This window comes from Variovorax sp. PDC80 (assembly GCF_900115375.1).
Taxonomy (GTDB): Bacteria; Pseudomonadota; Gammaproteobacteria; order Burkholderiales; family Burkholderiaceae_C; genus Variovorax.
In genome coordinates, this window is the sequence record NZ_FOWG01000001.1 from 80,390 (window position 1) to 100,065 (window position 19,676).

Below are 19,676 nucleotides of genomic sequence, written 5' to 3' on the forward strand. Positions count from 1 at the left end.
GGCCCGGCCCCCCTTCCTTCCGGCGAGCATGCGCGCCCCTTCGATACGCCGCCGGCTGTCGCTCTGGTTCGCGGCCCAGACCTTCTTCGGCCTCAGCGTGGTGTGCCTCGCGGTCTACCTGGTCACGGCCTGGAACTTCGGCGCCAAGCAGGACACCGAGATCGCGCACAAGGCCGAGCTGGTGCAGCACCTGCTGGCCGAGGGCGAGAAGGCCGGCGATCTCTCGACCCTGCGGCACAAGCTCGAGGACTTCTTCTCGATGGAGGACGAGTTCAGCCTCTCCATCGTCACGGCCACGGGCGACACCATCTTCCGCTCCACGCCGCCCACGGGCGGGCGCTGGGTGCGCAGCGACCGGCAGATGCCGTGGCGCGCGCCGGGCGCGCAGACCGCGCCGCTCACGGTCTCCATCGGCATCAGCGTGACCAACGACGCGCGCCTGCTCGAGCGCCTGGCCTGGACCCTGCTGGGCGCGGTGCTGCTGGGCACGGCGCTGGTCTCGCTGACCGGCTTCTGGCTGGTGCGGCGCGGTCTGCGGCCGCTGAAGGCGCTGGCCGAGCGCACCGCGGCGATGGCGCCCGACCGGCCCAACGAGCCGATCGACGCGCTGGCCTTCGCCGAGGAGCTGCGGCCCTGGATCACGCAGTTCAACGCACTGCTGTTGCGTGTGCAGCGCGCCTACGTGCAGCTCGAATCCTTCAATGCCGACGTGGCGCACGAGCTGCGCACGCCGCTGGCCAATCTGATCGGCTCGACCGAACTCGCGCTGACCCGGCCGCGCGGCAACGAGGAGCTGCAGGCCGTGCTGGCCTCCAACCTCGAGGAGATCGGCCGCCTCTCGGGCATCGTGACCGACATGCTGTTCCTCTCGCAGGCCGAGCGCGGTGGCGCGACGCGCTCGCGCGCGACCGTAAGCCTGGCGGCGCAGGCGGTGGACGTGATCGACTTCCACGACGCCATGCTCGAGGAGGCCGGGCTGCAGGCGCGCGTCGAAGGCGATGCCAGGGTCGACGTCGATGCGGCGCTGGTGCGCCGCGCGCTGTCGAACCTGCTGGGCAATGCCATCCGCTTCGCGGCGCCGGGCTCGGCCATCGCGATCGAGATCGGGCCCGACGCCGGCCCGGGAAGCCAGCGCGACGCAATCGCACTGGTGCTCGTCAACCGCGGCGCCGCCATCGCGCCCGAGGTGCTGCCGCGGCTGTTCGAGCGCTTCTACCGCGCGGCTCCGGCGCGCGACGGCTCGGCCCGCCACCATGGGCTGGGCCTGGCTATCGTCGAGGCCATCGCGCGCATGCATGGCGGCCGCGTGTTCGCCTCCAGCCAGGACGGCACGACGCGCATCGGCTTCACGGTGCCAACGCAGCCGTGATGCACGGGCGTCCGGCCGCCGCGAGCCGCTGACGCCTTTCTTCTTCATCGCGCACGCAACGCCCGAGAACTTTGGGCTTCCTTCGCGGAACTGCGCGTACCTTTCTTCGGCCAAGCCGGGTTTATCCCGATACGGCGCAGGCGCCGCGCCCCCAAGAATCCGCCCTCAATAAAAAGCACGGACGTTCGTTTTATTAACCGGCACTCAAGGAGATGAGCATGAATGGATTTTTCGGTGGTCTGCTGCGCCGCTTGGCGCTTTCCACGGTCTTCGCCCTGCTGGGCCCCCTGAGCCTTCTCGGCCTCGCGGCCCCCGCGCAGGCGCAGGACAACGCCACGCAGACCAAGTACCCGATCGTGCTCGTGCACGGCCTGTTCGGTTTCGATTCGCTGTTCGGCGTCGACTACTGGTACGGCATTCCCTCGGCGCTGCAGCGCAGCGGCGCGCGCGTGTTCGTGGCGCAGGTGTCGGCCGCCAACAGCACCGAGGTGCGCGGCGAGCAGCTGCTCGCGCAGGTGAAGAACATCATGGCGATCACCGGGGCCGCCAAGGTCAACCTGGTGGGCCATTCGCATGGCGGCCCGACCATCCGCTACGTGGCCGGCGTGGCGCCGCAGCTCGTGGCCTCGGTCACCTCGGTGGCCGGCCCGCACAAGGGCTCGCGCGTGGCCGACATCCTGCGCGGCACCGTGCCGGCCGGCTCGCTCAGCGAGACCGTGCTCAACGGCGCGGTGAATGCCTTCGTGGCGCTCATCAACCTCGGCTCCGGCGGCACCGGCCTGCCGCAGATGCCGGTGGCCGCGCTGAACTCGCTGACCGCGGCCGGCTCGGCCGACTTCACGCGCCGCTTCCCGCAGGCCGTGCCCACGGGCTGCGGCGACGGCGCCGAGGTGGTCGGTGGCGTGCGCTACTACTCGTGGACCGGCAAGCAGCCCGTGACCAACCTGCTCGACCCCAGCGACGCTTCGCTCGGCCTGCTGAGCCTGAGCTTCGGCGAGACCAACGACGGCCTGGTGGCCGTGTGCTCCTCGCGCCTGGGCAAGCACCTGGGCGACTACCGCCAGAACCATCTCGACGAGGTGAACCAGCTGCTCGGCGTGCGCGACTGGCTCGCGCCCGATCCGGTCGCGCTGTACCGCCAGCACGCCACCCGCCTCAAGCAGATCGGCCTGTGACGCGCCGCTGGCCCCTGGTTCTGGCCGCGGCCGCGGTGGTGGCGCTCGGCGGCTGGTGGTTCGGCGCGTCGGGCCCGGCGGAAAGCGAGGCGCGCACGGGCGAGGCCGCGTCGGCCGGCCCCGCGCCCTTGCCGCAGGCACCCGCGGCCACCGCGCCTGCAGCCATCGCCGACAGCTTCCTCACGCCGAACCTTCGCGACCGCATCGAGGCACTGCTGCTCGAGGCCGGCGAGGCCGCGAGCCCCGAGGACCTCAAGCGCCGCGTCGAGGCGCTGGTGCCCGCGCACTTCGCGCCGCACGAGGCGGCGCGTGCCCGCGCGCTGCTGGGCCGCTACGTCGACTACCGCGTGGCGCTCGGCGCGCTGCAGCTGCCGGCCGACCTCGGCGACCCGCGCGCGCTGCGCGACACGGTCGAGGCGCGCCGCCGGGTGCGCGAACAGCACTTCATGCCCGACGAGTACCAGGCGCTGTTCGGTGCCGACGACGACTTCGACCGCTACAGCCTCGCGCGGCTCGAGATCGAGCGCAACACCGCCCTCACGCCCGCGCAGCGCCAGGCCGCGCTCGAGGACAACGAGCGCAGCCTCGGCGAGACGCAGCGCGCCCAGCGCGCCGGAACCGTGGCCCAGCTCCAGGTGGCCTCGCAGACCGCGGCGCTCGAGGCGCGCGGCGCCAGCGACCAGGAGCGCTTCGCCGAACGCAGCGCGCAGTACGGCGCGCCGGCCGCGCAGCAGCTCGCCCAGCTCGACCGCGAGGAGCGCGACTGGCAGGGGCGACTCGCGCAGTACGCGGCGCTGCAATCGGCCAAGGCCGATGCGCAGTCGCTCGAGCAGATGAAGCAGCAGCTCTTCACGCCCGAGGAACGGATGCGGCTGGAAGCGGCGCTGCAGTTGCGCGCGCAGGCGGCGGCCGCGGCACCGTCGATGACGCCGCGCTAGGACCCGCTAGGAGGCTTCGCGCGCGACCACGAACTCGGCCCCCGGCGCCGCGCTGCGCACCGTCAGCTGCCAGCCATGCGCGAGCGCGATCTCCTGGCAGATCGCGAGCCCCAGGCCCGAGCCTTCGTCGCGCCGTCCGGCGCCGCGCCAGAAGCGCTCGAAGACTTTGGGCAACTCGGTGGCGTTCAGCCCAGGCCCCTGGTCGCGCACCGAGATTCGCTGCTCATCGGCCACCAGCCGCACCGTCGCGTTCGGCGGCGAATGCTGGATCGCGTTCTCGAGCAGGTTCTTCAGCAGCGTGAACAGTGCCCCGCGGTCGGCGCGCCAGCCGAGCGACTCGGAGGCCACGCGCAGGTCGAGCCGCACCCGGCGCCGCTCGGCCAGCCGCGCCAGGTAGTCGCCCACCTCGTCGACCAGCGCGGCCAGGTGCACGAGGCCGATCTCGTAGTTGCGCAGCTCGGTGGCCTCGGCCAAATGCAGCAGCTGGTTCACGTGCCGGGCCATCTGGTCGACGTCGCGCAGCAGGGCCTCGCGATCGAAGCCGGCATCGCCCGCGCCATGCAGCTCGATCTGGGCGCGGATTAGCGCCAGCGGAGTCTTGAGCTCGTGCGCCACCGTGCCGAGGAAATCCTGCTGCGCGACATAGCCGCGCTCGAGCCGGTCGAGCGCGCGGTTGAAGGCCTCGATCAGCGGCAGCATCTCGGACGGCAGCCCGCGCACCTCGAGCCGCGCATCGAGCGTGCGCGGCGTGATGCAGGCGGCGCTGTCGGATGCCGCGCGCAGCGGCCGCAGCATGCGGCCCAGCGTGAAGTACATGGCGACGGCGAACACCAGCACCGAGGCCAGGCTCGCGAACAGCATGCCCTGCCCCAGCGCCGGCAGGCCGACGGCGCGCTCCATGACCTCGATGAAGCGCCGGCTGATCGCCACCTGCACGTACCAGCGCCGGCCGCCATGCTCGATGGCCTCGGTCGCGACCCGCATCGGCAGGCCGTCCGTCACCGCGTCGAAGGAGCGGCCTTCCGGCTCGAAGCTGCCGTTGTCCGCGCGCAGCGCCGCCAGGCCCTGCCCCGCGGGCAGCACGACCCGGCCCGCCGCGTCGAGCACGCGCACCGAGGTCTCGCGGCCCAGGCCCGCATAGAGCCACATCGTGAGGCGGGATTCGTCCAGGCCCGCCGGCTGTCCGGCCGCGTCGAAGCGCAGCGCGCGAGCGATCAGGCGCGCATGGTTGGCGATGCTCTCGTTGAACACCTGGCCGCGCAGCGCGAACGCCACGGCACCGCCCGCGGCGATCAGCACGATGCACACGAGCACACCCGCCACGTAGGTGACCAGCAGGCGCGTGCCGAGGCTACGCGGCATCGCGAAGCGCATAGCCGTGGCCTCTCACGTTGGCGATCTGCAAGCGCGAGTCCACGGCCTGCAGCTTCCTGCGCAGCCGGTGCAGGGCCACGTCGAGCGCATTGGGCGTGACCGCTTCCGACAGGCCCCAGGCGGCCGACTCGAGCGCGCCGCGCCGCACGGTCTGCCCGCCGGCGCGCACCAGGCACAGCATGATCTGCAGCTCGGCCGGCGCCAGCGTGACCGCCTCGGGGCCGCAGGCCAGCGTGCCGCTGTCGGGCTGGATCCGGATGTCGCCATGGGCCGGCGACAGGCTCTGCAGCTGCACCGGCCGGCGCAGCAGCGCGCGCACGCGCGCCACCAGTTCCTCCATCGAGAAGGGCTTGGCCAGGTAGTCGTCGGCGCCGGACTCGAGTCCATCAACGCGGTCGTGCAGCGCATCGCGCGAGGTCAGCATCAGGCACGGCGTGCGTGTGCCGGCCGCGCGCAGCCGGCGCACCAGCTCCAGCCCGTCGCCATCGGGCAGGCCGCGGTCGACCACCAGCGCCGCATAGGCGGTGTCGCGCAGCGCATGCGCGGCGCTGTCGATGCGGCCGAAGACATCGGCCTCGATGCCCGCGCCCGACAGCGCCTTGCAGACCAGCGCGGCCATGCGTTCGTGGTCTTCGATCAGCGCGATCCGGTTCATGCGCCCGAGGATGCCTCAGAAACGGTAGAGATAGCCGACCGAGGCCGAACCCAGGCTCGAGCGGTTCACCAGCGGGCTGTTCTTGATCTGCTTGCCCAGCTGGGTGGAGCCGACGTCGAGGAACACCGACTGGTGGCGGTCGATCGCATAGCCCACGCGCAGGCCGATCTCGGTGTTGACGCTCGAGCGGCCCAGGTAGAGCGGGCGCCCGATGCGGACCTCCTGCGCGCGCACGCCGTAGTAGTAGTCGACGTACTTGTCGTCGACCCACACGGCCTCGAGGCGCGGCGTGAAGGTGAAGCGGCCGGCGCGGAAATCGCGCTGCACGCCCAGGCGCAGGTGCTGGCCCTTGCTCTTGCCCGAGGCATCGCCTAGCCATTCGAGCGAGACGTCGGCCAGCTCGTTGCGCCAGACGAGGCCGGCGCCGAGCCAGATGCTGCCCTTGCGCTCCTCCATGCCCGAGAGCACGGGCGCATCGTCGGGCTTGTAGCCGCCCAGGCCGTAGCGGGCGCGCAGGCCGAAGGACAGCGAGGAACGGCCGCCCAGCTCGAGCGCCGGCAGCTTGAGTTCCGCGCCGGTGCCGAACACGCGCACATGGCGGTTCTCGAAATAGACCAGCGGCAGGCCCTGCGACTTGTTGCCGGCGTCGGTGTAGGGCTGCTGCCTGACGCCGGCGGCGAGGCCCAGGCCCCAGCGGGCGCGGTCGTCGGACGGGGCGGCGGAAGGCTCCGCGAGCGGCTGTTCGAGGGCCGTGTCCTGTGCCCAGGCGGGCACGGCCCACGGGGTCAGCGACAGGCCCGCGAGCACGGGCAGGCAACGGGAGAAGGAAGAGAGCGAGGAAGCACGCGGCATGGCGGAGCCAATCGGGTTGTCAGGGAAGCCCGGATGCTCGATGCGGCTGTCTTACCGCGGTCTTACCGGCCCGCCTGCGCGCGGTAAGCCCGCGGAAAGACGGCCGGGCCGAGGATGCGCGCCTCTTCGAACCGGAGCCGCCGATGCCCATGCCTTTCTCGACCCGACTTCCCGCTGCGCGATGCAGCACGCCGCGCTGATGCCCGCGCCCTGGGTGCCCTCGCCCTGGTCCGCGCGCAAGGCACCGGCGCGCGTGCCGCCGGCCGCACCGGCGCCCTCGCCCGCGCCTAGGACTCCACGCGCGCCGCCTCGGCCGCGCGCGCCTTGCGCCCCATCACGAGGTTGATCAGCGGCCCCGTCATCGCCGTGGTCGCCAGCGCCATCACCAGCAGCATGGTGAAGAGCTCGGGACCGATCAGGCCGACGTCGAGGCCGATCTTGATGACGATCAGCTCCATCAGCCCGCGCGCGTTCATCAGCGCGCCGGTCGCGAGGCTGTCGCGCCAGCCGTAGCCGGCCAGGCGCGCGCCGATCGCGCCGCCGGCCAGCTTGCCGATGCTGGCGACCGCGACGATCAGCAGCAGCGCGCCGATGCCCGCGCCCGAGAAGGCGCTGGCCGTGGTGCCCAGCCCCGCGAGCGCGAAGAACAGCGGCATCAGCAGCACGATCGACAGCGGCTCGATGCGCTCCTGCAGCGAACGCAGCAGGCGATCGTCGCGCGGCAGGCAGGCGCCGAACAGGAAGGCGCCGAACACCGCGTGCAGGTGCAGCCATTCGGTGAGCAGGGCCGAGACCAGCAGGCCGATCATCAGCGAGGCCAGCACCGTGGTCGACGGTTCGCCGTCGGGCGCGCGGGTGCGCAGCAGCCAGGCATAGGCCGGCTTCAGGCCGAGGAACAGGAAGGCGAACAGCGCCACCGCGCCGCCGCCGGTGCGCAGCAGCCCGAGGTAGCCCTCGCCCGCGCCGGCCAGCGCCACCACGAAGGCCAGCAGCACCCAGGCGAAGACGTCGACCACCGCGGCCGCGCCCAGCGAGAGCTGGCCGAAGGGGGTGCGCGTCAGGCCGCGGTCCTTGAGGATGCGCGCCATCACGGGGAACGCGGTGATCGACAGCGCCGCCGCGATGAACAGCGCGAAGGGCCAGAAGCCCACGCCGGCCGGTGCCAGCGAAGGATGCAGCGCGGGCGCGATCGCCAGCCCCAGGCCCAGTGGCGCGATCACGCTGGCGACGCCGACCCAGCCGACCGACTGGAGCTGCGCCTTCACGCCCTGCGAGGCGCGCAGCTCGAGGCCGACCACGAACATGAACAGCACCAGGCCCACGGTGGCGAGCGCCGACAGGCCGCCCAGCGACTCCTTCGCGAAGATCTGGCCATGCAGCGAGGGGCACAGCGCGCCCATGACGGCCGGCCCCAGCATCAGGCCGGCGGCCATCTCGCCGACCACGCCCGGTTGGCCGAGGTGGCGCAGCACCCATCCGCAGACGCGGGCCGTGCCGAGGATGACGATCAGTTGCAGCAGCAGCGTCGTGGCGGACATGGCCGGATGTTAAGTCCCGCCGCGCTCGGCCTCGGTCCACAGCGCGGCCATGGCGCGCAGCAGCGACTCCTCGACCACCGGCTTGAACAGCACCGGCACGCCCGACTCGCGCACGCGCTGCAGCCGCGGCGGCGCGGTCTCGCCGGTCACCAGCAGCAGCGGCAGCCGGCCGCCCTGGCTCCGGCGCAGGCGCAGCCCGGCATCGAGGCCGTCGGAGCCGTCGGCCAGCCGGTAGTCGCACAGCAGCAGGTCGTAGGGCCGGCCCTCGGCGCCGGCCCGCGCCAGCGCCTGCGCCGCGGCGGCCTCGTCGGCCACCGCGTGCAGGTCGATCGCGTGCTGGCGCAGCAGGCCGGTCATGGCATCGCGGATGTCGGCCTCGTCGTCGACCAGCAGCACGCGGCGCGGCATCGGTTCCATGCGCGGCATCGGCGCGCGCGGCCCGAACGAAGGCGCGGGCGTGAAGGACTGGCGCCATGGCGGCGCGGCCGCGGCGGCGGGCGCGCAGGCCTCGTCGCGCGCCGGCGCGGCAGGCACCACCACGCGCACGTGCGTGCCGCGGCCCAGGCGCGAATGCACCTGCACCGGATGGCCGAGCAGGCGCGACAGACGCTGCACGATCGCCAGCCCGATGCCGAGCCCGCGCGAGCGGTCGCGGCCCGGGTTGTCGATCTGGTAGAACTCCTCGAAGATCCGGCCCGACTGCTCGGGCGCGATGCCGATGCCGGTGTCGCGCACCTCGATCCAGACCACCTCGCCGCGGTCGCGCGCGATCACCGTCACCCCGCCGCGCCAGGTGTACTTGAGCGCGTTGTCCATCAGGTTCGACAGCATGCGGTGCAGCAGTTGCGGATCGCTGCGCACCCACAGCCCGCTGGCGCGCACGCGCAGCTGCAGCTGGCGCTGCTCGGCCTGGGCCGAGAAGGTGTGGTTGAGCGGCAGGAACAGCGCATCGAGCGGCACCGCGTCGAGCGCCGGCGCGACCACGCCGGCATCGAGCCGCGAGACGTCGAGCATGGTGTCGAGCGAATGGCCCAGCGCATGCACCGCGCGCATCAGCCGCTCGGCGTTGCGGCCCTCGGGGCGATTGCGCAGCTCGTTCTCGAGCGCGGCGCCGAACAGCGCGATGGCATGCAGCGGCTGGCGCAGGTCATGGCTGGCGGTGCCGAGGAAGCGGCTCTTCTCCTGGCTCGCGCGCTCGGTGGCCACCACCTGCTCGCCCAGGCGCGCGGCCAGCACCTCGTTGCGAAAGCGCAGCCGCAGCGCCTCGTCGAGCACGCGGTGCTGGCGCGTCGCGATGCGCAAGGTCAGCACCAGGTGCACCGCGCCGAAGACCGCGAGGAACAGGTGCACCCCGTCGCCCTGCCAGGCCAGCGCGAGCACCAGCCCCGCCATCATCGGGATGCCGTAGCCGAACAGCGCGGGCTTGAGCGAGCACAGCGACTGCATCGAGCGGGTCCAGCCGCTCATGATCACCACCACCAGCAGCGTGGTCGTCACCAGGTCGTCGCGCGCCATGAAGAAGGCCGGCACGGGCGCGGCAACGACGCTCAGCAGCGTGACCTGCGCGGCATAGCGGCGCGCCCAGGCCGCGCTCATGGCATCGGGGATGCCGGCATGCCAGCGCGGCGCCAGCAGCACCGCGAGATCGGTGGCGACCACCAGCCCCAGCCACAGCAGCGCGAGGATCGAGCTGCGCTCGAAGGTCGCGACGCCGAGCGTGATCGCGAAGCCGATGTGGGTGGCGACCGAGACGTTGCGCGAGGCATAGAACGACGCCAGGTGCTCGCGCAGCACACGCTGCGCGAGGGCACGGTCGAGGGGCTCGCCGTTCGGGTCGCGGGCTGCGGCGCTGGTCATCGGGACGATTCTGGGGACCACCCCCGGCGCTCGGAAGTGCCCTAAGTCATGGGACGAACCAGCGGTCGGCCCATTGGTTGAGCGGCTTCAGCCGCCGCACCAGCTCGGCGCCCGACTCGGTCAGCGCATAGCCCGCGTCGCCCAGCGCCACGATCCCGGTGGCGCGCAGCTCCTTGAGCCGGTCGTTGAGCACCGAGGGCGACATCTCGCCGCAGCTGGTGCGCAGCGCGCGAAAGCTCTGCGGCTGGCCGTCGCGCAGTTCCCACAGCACGCGCAGGGTGCCCTTGCGGCCGAGCTGCTCGAGCAGCCGCATGACGGGACGGCGGTGCACCGTGGGGGCTTCGGCGGGATCGTTCTCTTGCATGGTTCGGCGGGCGAGTCGCGTGCGTTACTGCGCTACGCATTTCGTAGCGATAGACTGGATCATCGCTACGGATTTCGTAGCGATTTCAAGCCATTCTATGCAAGGAGTCCCCATGACTGCAGAGACCGCGCCCCGCATCCCGCCGCTCGAGGCGCCCTACCCCGAAGGCATCGCCGAACTGCTCACGCGCATGACGCCACCGCAGGCCCCCGAGGTGCTGGGCCTGTTCCGGGTGATGGCGGTAAATCCCCGGCTCGCCGAGCGCACGCTCGAGCTGGGCCGCCACTTCCTGGGCCGCAAGGCCTCGATCTCGCTGCGCGAGCGCGAGCTCGTGATCCTGCGCGTGTGCGCGCGCTGCGGCGCCGAGTACGAATGGGGCGTGCACTGGAGCGGTTTCGCCGACGCGGCCGGCCTCGGCGAGGCCGAGCGGCGCGCGACCGCCGCGCGCGACGCGGACCTGGGCGCGCTGCAGCCGCGCGACGCCCTGCTGCTGCGCATGGTCGACCAGTTGCACGACACGGGCGACATCGACGATGCGCTGTGGCGCGCTCTCGGCGAGCACTGGAGTCATGCGCAGCTGCTCGAACTGATGATGCTCGCGGGCTGGTACCACGCGGTGAGCTACGTCTGCAACGCGGCGCGCGTGCCGCTCGAGCGCTGGGGCGCGCGCTGGTAGCTCAGGCGTTGTTCTTCTCGGCGCGCATCAGGCGCAGCCCGTTCGCCACCACCAGCAGGCTCGCGCCCATGTCGGCGAACACGGCCATCCACATGGTCGCGCTGCCGAACACCGCGAGCACGAAGAACACGCCCTTGATGCCGAGCGCCAGCGTGATGTTCTGCCACAGCACCGCATGCGCGCGGCGCGACAGCCGGATGGTCTCGGGGATGCGGCGCAGGTCGTCGTTCATGATGACCACGTCGGCCGCTTCCATCGCGGTGTCGGTGCCGGCGCCGCCCATCGCGAAGCCGATGTCGGCCTGCGCGAGCGCGGGCGCGTCGTTGATGCCGTCGCCGGTCATGGCGGCCATGCCGTAGCGCTGCTGCATCGCCTTCACGGCATCGAGCTTCTCCTCGGGCAGCAGGTTGCCGCGCACGTCCTCGATGCCGGCATGCGCGCCGATGGTCCGGGCGGTGGCGGCGTTGTCGCCGGTCAGCATCACCGGCACCACGCCGAGCGCGCGCAGCTCGGCCACGGCCGCCTGCGACGAGGGCTTGATGGTGTCGGCCACCGCGAACAGCGCAAGCACCGCCTGCTGCGAGGCCAGCAGGGTGACGGTACGGCCGGCTTCCTCGTGGCGCTTCAGCGCGGCCTCGATCGCGGGCGTGCACAGGCCGCGCTCCTCGATCAGGCGGTGGTTGGCCAGTGCGTAGCGTTGGCCGCCGTGCACGGCTTCCACGCCGCGGCCGGGCAGCGCCGCGAAGTCATGCACCTCCTCGAGCGCATGGTCGACCGACTTCAGCCCCTCGGCGATGGCCCTGGACACCGGGTGGTCGGAACGCCCGGCGATGCTGGCCGCGATGGCGAGCACGGCCGCGTCGTCGCCGGCCGTGGCGCCGAGCACCTCGGACTCGACCAGCCTGGGCTTGCCCTCGGTGATGGTGCCGGTCTTGTCGAGCGCCACCGCCTTGAGCTTGCGCGCCTCCTCGAGGTAGGTGCCGCCCTTGATCAGGATGCCGCGCCGCGCGGCCGAGGCCAGCGCGCTCACCACCGTCACCGGCGTGGAGATCACCAGCGCGCAGGGGCAGGCGATGACCAGCAGCACCAGTGCCTTGTAGATCGCCTCGAGCCAGGTCCAGCCCATGGCCCAGGGCGTGAACAGCGCGATGGCCAGCGCGAGCGCGAACACGGCCGGCGTGTAGATCGCGGCGAAGCGGTCGACGAAGCGCTGCGTGGGCGCGCGCGTGCCCTGCGCCTCCTCCACCGCGTGGATGATGCGCGCCAGCGTGGTGTTGGCGGCCACCGCGGTGACGCGGAACTCGAGCCCCGCGGTCTGGTTGATGGTGCCGGCGAAGACGGTGTCGCCCACGGTCTTGTCGACCGGGATGCTCTCGCCCGTGACCGGCGCCTGGTCGATCGCGCTGCTGCCGGCCGTGACCACGCCGTCGAGCGCCACGCGCTCGCCGGGGCGGATGCGCACCACCGCGCCCAGCGGCACCTCGCTCGCGGCCACGGTCCGCCAGCCGCCATCGGGCTGGCGCACCTCGGCCTGCTCGGGCGCCAGCGCCAGCAGGCTCTGGATTGCGTTGCGCGCGCGGTCCACGGCGCGCGCCTCGATCAGCTCGGCGATCGCATAGAGCGCCATCACCATCGCGGCCTCGGGCCACTGGCCGATGAAGAAGGCGCCGGTCACGGCCACGGCCATCAGCGCATTGATGTTGAGCCGGCCGCGCACCAGCGCCGCGAAGCCCTTCTTGTAGGTGTCGAGGCCCGCGAGCGCGATGGCCGCGAGCGCGAGCCCCATCTCGAAGACCATGAAGCCCCGGCCCTCGAGCGCGAGGAAGGAGACGGACTCGGCGCCGACGGCGAGCACCAGCGCCGCGACCAGGCGCGCGAGGCCGGCGCTTTTCCAGCCCGCGGGCTCGATGCTGCGCGCCGCGCCCGGCGCGGGCGCGGTCACCGGCTCGGGCTTGAAGCCGGCCTTGCGGATCGCCGCCAGGGCCTCGGCCAGCGCCGCTGCGTCGGCGGTGATCGCCATCGTGCGTTCGCCGAGCCGGAAGCGCAGCGCGCCGATGCCGGCCACGGGCTCGAGCGCGCGGCGGATCTCGGACTCCTCGACCGCGCAGTCCATGGTGGGAATGCGGAACAGCGTCGCGCCCCTGGGCAGGTCGGCCGGTTCCGGCGCCGACACGAAGGCCGACACCGAGGCCGAGCCGCAGCCCGAGTGGCTGCAGCAGGCGTCGTGCGCGGGCGGCGCGGCCGCCGGCGCATGGCCGTGATCGTGATCGTGCGCATGGCCATGGCCATGGCCATGGCCATGGTCGTGGCCGTGCGCGTCGGCGGGCGCCGTGCCCCCCCGAATATCCCTGTCGAGCGTGTTCTGGTTCGTCATGGGCTCGATTGAAAACCCTGAAGCAGGTGTAGAGTCAAACGCAGTTCCCCCACCCGCTGGCGGGGCTTCGCCGGCCACCACGGCCCGGCCCGCCCGCCAGCCTTCCATCTGCCGCATCATGAAAATCGGTGATCTGGCCAAGGCCGCGAACACGCCCGTCGAGACCATCCGCTACTACGAGCGCGAAGGCCTGCTGCCCGCGCCCGCGCGCACCGAGGGCAACTACCGCATCTACGGCGAGGACCACGCGCAGCGCCTGGGCTTCGTGCGCCGCTGCCGCTCGCTCGACATGACGCTCGACGAGATTCGCAGCCTGCTGAAATTCCGCGATGCGCCGCAGGAGGACTGTGGCGAGGTCAACCAGTTGCTCGACGACCACATCGGCCACGTGGCGGCGCGCATCGCCGAGCTGCGCACGCTCGAGAAGCAATTGAAGGCGCTGCGCCAGCAATGCGGCGGCGCCGATTCGGCCCAGCCCTGCGGGATCATCCAGGAGCTCGACGCGGTCGCGCTCGAGCCCGAGGGCTTCGGCCAGCACGCGGGCCACGTGCACGGCGCGCTGCACGCACCCGCGCGGCGCTAGCGCTCGCGCGCGAAGCCCCCGAAAAACGCGGCCGCGTTCCGTTCGAGGCTGTCGAGGTGGTAGCCGCCTTCCTGCACGATCAGGGTCGGCAGTTTCAACCCGCCGATCGCCTCGCCCAGGCGGGCGAAGCCCGGCGTGGTCACCGCGACGCGCGACTGCGGATCCTCGTGGTAGATGTCGAAGCCCAGCGCCAGCACCAGCGCATCGGGCTGGTAGCGCCGCAGCGCGCGGGCCGCCGCGTCGAGCCGGTCGAAGAACAGCGCCTCGCTGGCGCCATGGGGCATCGGCAGGTTGAGGTTGAAGCCCAGGCCGGCACCGGCGCCACACTCGTCCTCGTGGCCCGCGACCACCGGGTAGAAGTTGGTCGGGTCGCCATGGATCGAGACGTAGAGCACGTCGGCGCGCTCGTAGAAGATCTCCTGCACGCCCTGGCCGTGGTGCATGTCGGTGTCGAGCACCGCCACGCGCGCATGCTGCGCGCGCAGCGCCTGCGCCGCGATGGCCGCGTTGTTCAGGTAGCAGAAGCCGCCGGCGCCCTCGGCGCGCGCATGGTGGCCGGGCGGGCGGCACAGCGCATAGACCTCGCGTTCGCCCGCCAGCAGCGCCTGCGCGCCGGCCAGCGCCGACTGCGCGGACCCGTAGGCCGAGCGCCAGGTCTGCGCGCCCACCGGGCAGCTGCCGTCGGTCAGGTAGCGCGCGGCCTGTGCGAGCACGCCGCGCAGCGCGTTGCCTTCGCGCACGTAGATGTTCGACATCACCTCGTCGCCCCAGTCGGGGCCCGCGACCCGCCACTCGGCATGGGCCTCCTCGAGGAAGCGCAGGTAGTTCATGCCATGCACGGCCGCGAGCGGCGCGGCGCCGTGGTCGGCGGGCTCGCGCACCTCGAAGCCCAGCGCGCGCGCGGCGCGCAGCAGCCGCAGCGCGCGCTCGGGCACCTCCTGCGGCGTGCGCATGCGGCCGCGCGAGAGGTAGCTCTGCGGGTGGTGCTTCAGTTGCTCGGGATGGAAGTAGGTCAGCATCGGAATCGGATCGGTGTCGTTGCGGGTCAGTGCTCGGGGGCGCCGGCATCGGCGCGGCGGTGCTTGAGCGCATCGAGCGCCATCACGCAGAGCAGCGACACGCCGGCCAGGCCCGTGAAGAAGACGGCCAACGGCCACCACTGGCCGACGAAGCGATGCGCCAGGTAGGTGCCCACCAGCGGCGTCAGGCCGCCCGCGATCGCGCCGCAGACGTGGTAGCCGATCGAGATCGCCGAGTAGCGCACGCGCGTCGGGAACACGCCGCTCACGAAGCCCGCGATCACCGAATAGAAGCTCGACAGGCAGACCACCGCGAGCGCGATGCCCAGCACCATCGACGGCACGCTGGCGCCCTGCACCAGCAGGAACATCGGGTAGGGCGAGAGCATCGCGAGGAAGGCGCTGAGCTTGAGGAAGCGCGCGCCGCCGATCTTCTCGGCCAGCAGCGCGGCCAGCGGCTGCGCCACGAACTGGATGATCGCGACCAGGAACAGGCAGTCGAGGATCACCGACTTCGTCACGCCCAGGTAGGTGGTCGTGTAGGCGATCATGAAGGTGTTGGTGAAGTACACGCCGGCCACGCCGAGCGTGTTGGCACCGATGCACAGCGCCACCAGCAGTCCCGAGGAACGGAACACCTCGGCAATGGGCAGCTTCACCGTGAGCCGCGAGCGCTTCTCCTGCTCGAACTCGGGCGACTCGTGCACGCCGAGGCGGATGCAGGCGCCCACCAGCAGCAGCACGGCGCTGGCCAGGAACGGCAGGCGCCAGCCCCACGAGAGGAAGTCGGCCGGGTCCATGGTCGAGACCAGGCGGAACGCGACCAGCGACAGGATCAGCCCGGCCGGGCTGCCGAGTTGCGCGAACGAGGCGAAGAAGGTGCGGCGGCCCTTGGGCGCGTGTTCGCCGGCCATCAGCACCGCCCCGCCCCATTCGCCGCCGACCGCGATGCCCTGCACGACGCGCAGCACGATCAGCAGCACCGGCGCCAGCACGCCGATCTGGCCGTAGGTGGGCAGCAGGCCGATGCAGACGGTGGCGATGCCCATCATCACGATGGTGGCCATCAGCGCCTTCTTGCGGCCGATCCGGTCGCCGATGTGGCCGAACACCACCGCGCCCAGCGGCCGCGCGAAGAAGCCGACGGCGAAGGTGCCGAACGAGGCCATCGTGCTCAGGAACGGGTCCTGCGAGGGGAAGTACAGCGCGCCGAACACCAGCGCGGCGGCCGTGGCGTAGATGTAGAAGTCGTACCACTCGATCATGGTTCCGACGAAGGCCGCGGCCGCCGCGCGGGCGGGTTGGCGGACCGGGGCGGCGGACGGCATCGAGGCCGCCGGGTTGGCTGTGTTCAAGGTGTCTCCTCCGGGTGCCGCGGCGAAGGCCGCAGGCGAGCCCGGACTATCGTCAGCGCCCAAATATCAGTCAAATTTCTGTTTTTTATTTTTCACATAAGTTGAGCTAATCTTGAAGGCGGAGAACCACCGCCCATGACCTCGCCCACCCTCGACAAGGCCCGCTTCCTGAACGACCGGCTCGACTGGAACCTGCTGCGCACCTTCCTCGTGATCGTGCAGGAGCGCGGCGTGAGCCGGGCCGCCGCGCGCCTGCACGTCACGCAGCCCGCGGTGAGCCAGGCGCTCAAGCGGCTCGAGGAGTCGCTGGACTGCCGCCTGATCCAGCGCCACGGCGCGCGCTTCGAGCCCACGCGCGCGGGCGAGGAGGTGTTCCGCATCGCGAGCGACATCTACGGCCACGTGTCGCGGCTGGAGAGCGAGCTCGACGAGCGGCGCGACGAGGTCGCGGGCTCGGTGCGGCTGCTGTCGCTCAGCCGCATGCAGTCGGCCGTCTACGACCAGTTCCTGGCCGACTTCCATCAGACCTATCCGCGCATCGAGCTGCAGATCGAGGTCATGCGCTCCTCGGACATCATCTCCTCGCTGCTGCAGAAGACCGCGACCGTCGGCCTGGGGCTGTGCCGCGCGCCCGACGAGCGGCTGGACCTGCGCTGCTTCATGCGCCAGCGCTATGCGATCTTCTGCGGCCGCCACCATCGGCTGTTCGGCCGCCACGGGCTGAGCATGAACGACCTGCTGGCCGAGAACTTCGTCTCCTTCACCAGCGACCAGCTCGGCGACAGCCTCTCGCCGCTCACGGTGTTCCGCGACACGCGCGGCTTCACGGGCCGCATCGTGGCCGCCTCGTCGAGCCTGGACGAGGTGCGGCGCATGATCTTCGCGGGCTTCGGCATCGGCTGCCTGCCCGAGCACATCGTGCGCGAGGACCTCGCGCAGCAGCGCCTGTGGCGCCTGCCGCCCGACGAGGGCGTGACCGACGTCGACATCCAGCTGATGTGGCTGCGCGCACGCAAGATGAACGCCGCGGAGCAGGCCTTCCTCGAGGCCATGGAGCGCACGATGCAGCGCTACTCGCTGACCGAGCGGCTGAGCATGGTGCCGGGCTGAAGGCCCGGCCCGGCGCTCATTCGCAGAGCTCGATCCAGCGCTGGAGCCGGCCCGCCACGCGCGCGGTGTTGAGCCGGGCGACCGAGCCTTCCATGTCCTCGCCGCCCTCGACCTGGCACAGCAGCACCACCTCTTCGCGTGCGGCGCCGGTGCCGAAGAATCCCTCGCCATCGAGCTGTGCCATCGCGGCGATGCAGGCCTCGAAGAGGCCGTCGTGCAGCACGTCGAAATCGACGCCGCAGGGCAGGTCCTCGCGATGGCAGGCCAGGATCATGCGGTAGGCGATGTCGAGGAACTCGCCGCCCTCGTCGTGGGACCACTCGCCGGAGCTCCAGATCTCGCTCTCGTCCTCCATCTCGCCCGGTTCGCCCAGGGCGAGGTCGCTGGCGGCGTGGACGATGGTCATCGCGCTCTCGTCGCTGCCCAGCGCGAAAAGCCGGAAGGTCCGGTCGGGCTCGGCCGCGCGAATGGCCCCGAAGGCGCGGCGGGCGCCCTCGCGAATCTCGTCCGTGAGCAGCGCAAAGTCGACGCGGGCCGGGTCGTGGATGCCTTGGCGCACCCGCACGTAGCCCTGGGCCTCGATCTCGCGGCTGCGCTGCGCCAGTGCCTCCTCGGCGGCCTGGGGACTGGCGAACTCGGCGACGCTGGAACGCCCCCAGGTCTGCACCTTGCCGCTCGCGGCCCACAGCGAATTGCCGAATTGCCGCAGCTCGTGGAAGTCGGTGGGCCGCTCGTCCTCGAAACGATGGAACAGCGCCCAACTCACGTCACTTCCCCACCAGCTGCGTGAGCTTCTCGGCCTCGAAGCACTCGTCGCGCGCCGCGTCGCCGGGCACGCAGTCCTTGGTGCCGGGATGGGCCGAGAGCTTCTCGATCGCCTGCCACAGCAGCGCGATCTGGTGCTCCTGGCTCGAGGCGTTGTCGATCAGGCCGCGCATCGCCTGGCTCAGCGGGTCGTCGTCCTGCGTGATGCCGTAGGCGCTGAATTTCTGCGGCACGGTCACGTCGGCGCTCTCGCCGGCCTTCGACGGGATGATGCGCGCCGGGATGCCGACCGCGGTCGCGCCGGCCGGCACCGGCTTGATGACCACCGCATTGCTGCCGATCTTGGCGCCGTCGCCCACCACGAAGCCGCCCAGCACCTTGGCGCCGGCGCTCACCACCACGTTGCGGCCCAGGGTCGGATGGCGCTTGGTGCCCTTGTAGAGCGAGGTGCCGCCCAGGGTCACTCCCTGGTAGATGGTGCAGCCGTCGCCGACCTCGGCGGTCTCGCCGATCACCACGCCCATGGCGTGGTCGAAGAACACCTCGCGGCCGATCTTGGCGGCCGGATGGATCTCGATGCCGGTGAGCCAGCGCGCCATGTGCGCGATGAAGCGCGCGGGCCACTTGAAGCCATGGTTCCAACAGGCATGCGCCCAGCGATGCAGCACCACGGCATGCAGGCCCGGATAGACCGTGAGCACCTCCCAGGCGCTGCGCGCGGCCGGGTCGCGTTCGAGGATGCACCGGATGTCGGCGCGCAGGCGAGAGAACATCGCTGCCTTCGGATATTTTGGTTATGACGATGGGGGCCGCGCAGTCTATAGCCGGCCCTCATCGCGTACGGGCGATGGGGTTTTAGGCCCGCTCAGCGCCGGATCTTGCCGGCCGCGGCCTCGCTCATCGCCTTGGCGATGCCGCGCAGGATGTGGATCTCCTCGGCCGTGGGCTGGGCGCGGTTGAACAGCTGCTGCAACCGCGGCATCAGCTTCTTGGGCGCCTCGGGGTCGAGGAAGCCCACCTCCACCAGCGAGCGCTCCCAGTGCTCGAGCATGCCGGCCACGGCCTGGGCATCGGCCGCCGGCGGCGGCGCGACCGCGTCGCGCACCTCGAAGCCGCCGAGCGCGAGCCGCCATTCGTAGGCGATCACCTGGATCGCGGCGCCGAGGTTGAGCGAGCCGAAGTTCGGGTCGGTGGGAATGCTCAGGGCGACGTGGCAGCGGTAGACGTCCTCGTTGCGCATGCCGAAGCGCTCGGAGCCGAACAGGAAGGCCACGTGCGCCTCGCCCTGCGCGGCCAGCGGCCCGAGGTGCTCGCGCGGGGTGCGCGTGGGCGGGCCGAAGTCGCGCGGCACCATCGCGGTGGCGCACAGGTGGGTCACGCCGTCGAGGGCCTCGTCGAGGGTCTCGACGATGCGCGCATTGGCCAGCACGTCGAGCGCGCCGCTCGCGCGCTGGATGGTTTCCTCGCGCCGCAGCACGTTGGCCCAGCGCGGCGCCACCAGCACGAGTTCGCCGAAACCCATGGTCTTCATGGCGCGGGCGGCGGCGCCCACGTTGCCGGCGTGGCTGGTCTGGATCAGGATGAAACGGGTGCGCATGAAAAGGGGTGGGGAGACAGGGACCGGCCGAGCCGTTAAAATCCCCCGATTCTCGCCGCCCGCATCGCCGGGCCG

General features: G+C 71.7%; 18 protein-coding genes. 6 read left to right on the forward strand and 12 right to left on the reverse strand.

The window, feature by feature from the left end; all coding sequences use genetic code 11:
• Nucleotides 1-28: 28 nt before the first annotated feature.
• From BM109_RS00390 to BM109_RS00400, 3 genes are all read left to right on the forward strand, one after another.
• Complete coding sequence (locus BM109_RS00390; protein WP_093339478.1) at nt 29-1,369, forward strand: heavy metal sensor histidine kinase; 1,341 nt, start codon at nt 29-31, stop codon at nt 1,367-1,369.
• 218 nt (nt 1,370-1,587) lie between these two features.
• On the forward strand, nt 1,588-2,544 hold the full coding sequence (locus BM109_RS00395; RefSeq protein ID WP_093341174.1) for an esterase/lipase family protein: 957 nt from the start codon (nt 1,588-1,590) through the stop codon (nt 2,542-2,544).
• Nucleotides 2,541-3,482: a lipase secretion chaperone gene (locus BM109_RS00400; RefSeq protein WP_256222233.1), complete on the forward strand. Its 942-nt coding sequence runs from the start codon at nt 2,541-2,543 to the stop codon at nt 3,480-3,482. The genes BM109_RS00395 and BM109_RS00400 overlap by 4 nt, the downstream gene beginning before the upstream one ends.
• 6 nt (nt 3,483-3,488) lie before the next feature.
• Here the strand turns inward: BM109_RS00400 and BM109_RS00405 are convergent, their stop codons facing one another.
• The 6 genes from BM109_RS00405 to BM109_RS00430 all read right to left on the reverse strand — a co-directional run bounded on the left by BM109_RS00405 (nt 3,489) and on the right by BM109_RS00430 (nt 10,122).
• Nucleotides 3,489-4,844, reverse strand: a complete 1,356-nt coding sequence (locus BM109_RS00405) for a sensor histidine kinase (protein ID WP_143129046.1) — start codon at nt 4,842-4,844, stop codon at nt 3,489-3,491.
• The gene (locus BM109_RS00410) at nt 4,834-5,511 is read right to left on the reverse strand and encodes a response regulator transcription factor (protein ID WP_093339483.1); all 678 of its coding nucleotides are present in this window, start codon (nt 5,509-5,511) and stop codon (nt 4,834-4,836) included. Before BM109_RS00410 ends, BM109_RS00405 begins: the two co-directional genes overlap by 11 nt.
• 15 nt (nt 5,512-5,526) lie before the next feature.
• Complete coding sequence (locus BM109_RS00415; RefSeq protein ID WP_093339485.1) at nt 5,527-6,363, reverse strand: MipA/OmpV family protein; 837 nt, start codon at nt 6,361-6,363, stop codon at nt 5,527-5,529.
• A gap of 287 nt (nt 6,364-6,650) precedes the next feature.
• Nucleotides 6,651-7,901, reverse strand: coding sequence for a cation:proton antiporter (locus BM109_RS00420; RefSeq protein WP_093339488.1), 1,251 nt, complete (start codon nt 7,899-7,901; stop codon nt 6,651-6,653).
• Nucleotides 7,902-7,910: 9 nt separating this feature from the next.
• The gene (locus BM109_RS00425; protein WP_093339490.1) at nt 7,911-9,758 is read right to left on the reverse strand and encodes an ATP-binding response regulator; all 1,848 of its coding nucleotides are present in this window, start codon (nt 9,756-9,758) and stop codon (nt 7,911-7,913) included.
• A gap of 46 nt (nt 9,759-9,804) precedes the next feature.
• Entirely contained in the window at nt 9,805-10,122 is a 318-nt protein-coding gene (locus BM109_RS00430; protein WP_093339494.1) for a winged helix-turn-helix transcriptional regulator, read from the reverse strand.
• Between the two features lie 112 nt (nt 10,123-10,234).
• Between BM109_RS00430 and BM109_RS00435 the strand changes: the two genes are divergently transcribed.
• Complete coding sequence (locus BM109_RS00435) at nt 10,235-10,798, forward strand: carboxymuconolactone decarboxylase family protein (protein WP_093339496.1); 564 nt, start codon at nt 10,235-10,237, stop codon at nt 10,796-10,798.
• A 1-nt stretch (nt 10,799) separates the two neighbouring features.
• On the opposite strand, the gene BM109_RS00440 is transcribed toward BM109_RS00435, so the two are convergent.
• A complete protein-coding gene (locus BM109_RS00440) occupies nt 10,800-13,172 on the reverse strand; it encodes a heavy metal translocating P-type ATPase (RefSeq protein ID WP_177239210.1) in 2,373 nt (790 codons plus the stop codon).
• Nucleotides 13,173-13,290: 118 nt separating this feature from the next.
• Here BM109_RS00440 and cadR point away from each other — a divergent pair, with 118 nt between their 5' ends.
• Entirely contained in the window at nt 13,291-13,755 is a 465-nt protein-coding gene (gene cadR / locus BM109_RS00445) for a Cd(II)/Pb(II)-responsive transcriptional regulator (protein ID WP_093339498.1), read from the forward strand.
• On the opposite strand, the gene BM109_RS00450 is transcribed toward cadR, so the two are convergent.
• Together BM109_RS00450 and BM109_RS00455 are read right to left on the reverse strand one after the other, a co-directional pair.
• Nucleotides 13,752-14,774: a histone deacetylase family protein gene (locus tag BM109_RS00450; protein ID WP_093339501.1), complete on the reverse strand. Its 1,023-nt coding sequence runs from the start codon at nt 14,772-14,774 to the stop codon at nt 13,752-13,754. The two genes, cadR and BM109_RS00450, sit on opposite strands and share 4 nt — an antisense overlap.
• Before the next feature lie 26 nt (nt 14,775-14,800).
• Nucleotides 14,801-16,102, reverse strand: a complete 1,302-nt coding sequence (locus tag BM109_RS00455) for an MFS transporter (protein WP_093341179.1) — start codon at nt 16,100-16,102, stop codon at nt 14,801-14,803.
• 162 nt (nt 16,103-16,264) lie between these two features.
• On the opposite strand from BM109_RS00455, the gene BM109_RS00460 reads away from it, so the two are divergent.
• Entirely contained in the window at nt 16,265-17,239 is a 975-nt protein-coding gene (locus BM109_RS00460) for a LysR family transcriptional regulator (RefSeq protein WP_093339503.1), read from the forward strand.
• A gap of 16 nt (nt 17,240-17,255) precedes the next feature.
• On the opposite strand, the gene BM109_RS00465 is transcribed toward BM109_RS00460, so the two are convergent.
• The 3 genes from BM109_RS00465 to BM109_RS00475 all read right to left on the reverse strand — a co-directional run bounded on the left by BM109_RS00465 (nt 17,256) and on the right by BM109_RS00475 (nt 19,601).
• Complete coding sequence (locus BM109_RS00465; protein ID WP_093339506.1) at nt 17,256-18,005, reverse strand: DUF4303 domain-containing protein; 750 nt, start codon at nt 18,003-18,005, stop codon at nt 17,256-17,258.
• A 1-nt stretch (nt 18,006) separates the two neighbouring features.
• A complete protein-coding gene (gene cysE, locus BM109_RS00470) occupies nt 18,007-18,777 on the reverse strand; it encodes a serine O-acetyltransferase (protein ID WP_093339507.1) in 771 nt (256 codons plus the stop codon).
• Between the two features lie 92 nt (nt 18,778-18,869).
• Nucleotides 18,870-19,601, reverse strand: a complete 732-nt coding sequence (locus BM109_RS00475) for an RNA methyltransferase (protein WP_093339510.1) — start codon at nt 19,599-19,601, stop codon at nt 18,870-18,872.
• Nucleotides 19,602-19,676: the final 75 nt, after the last annotated feature.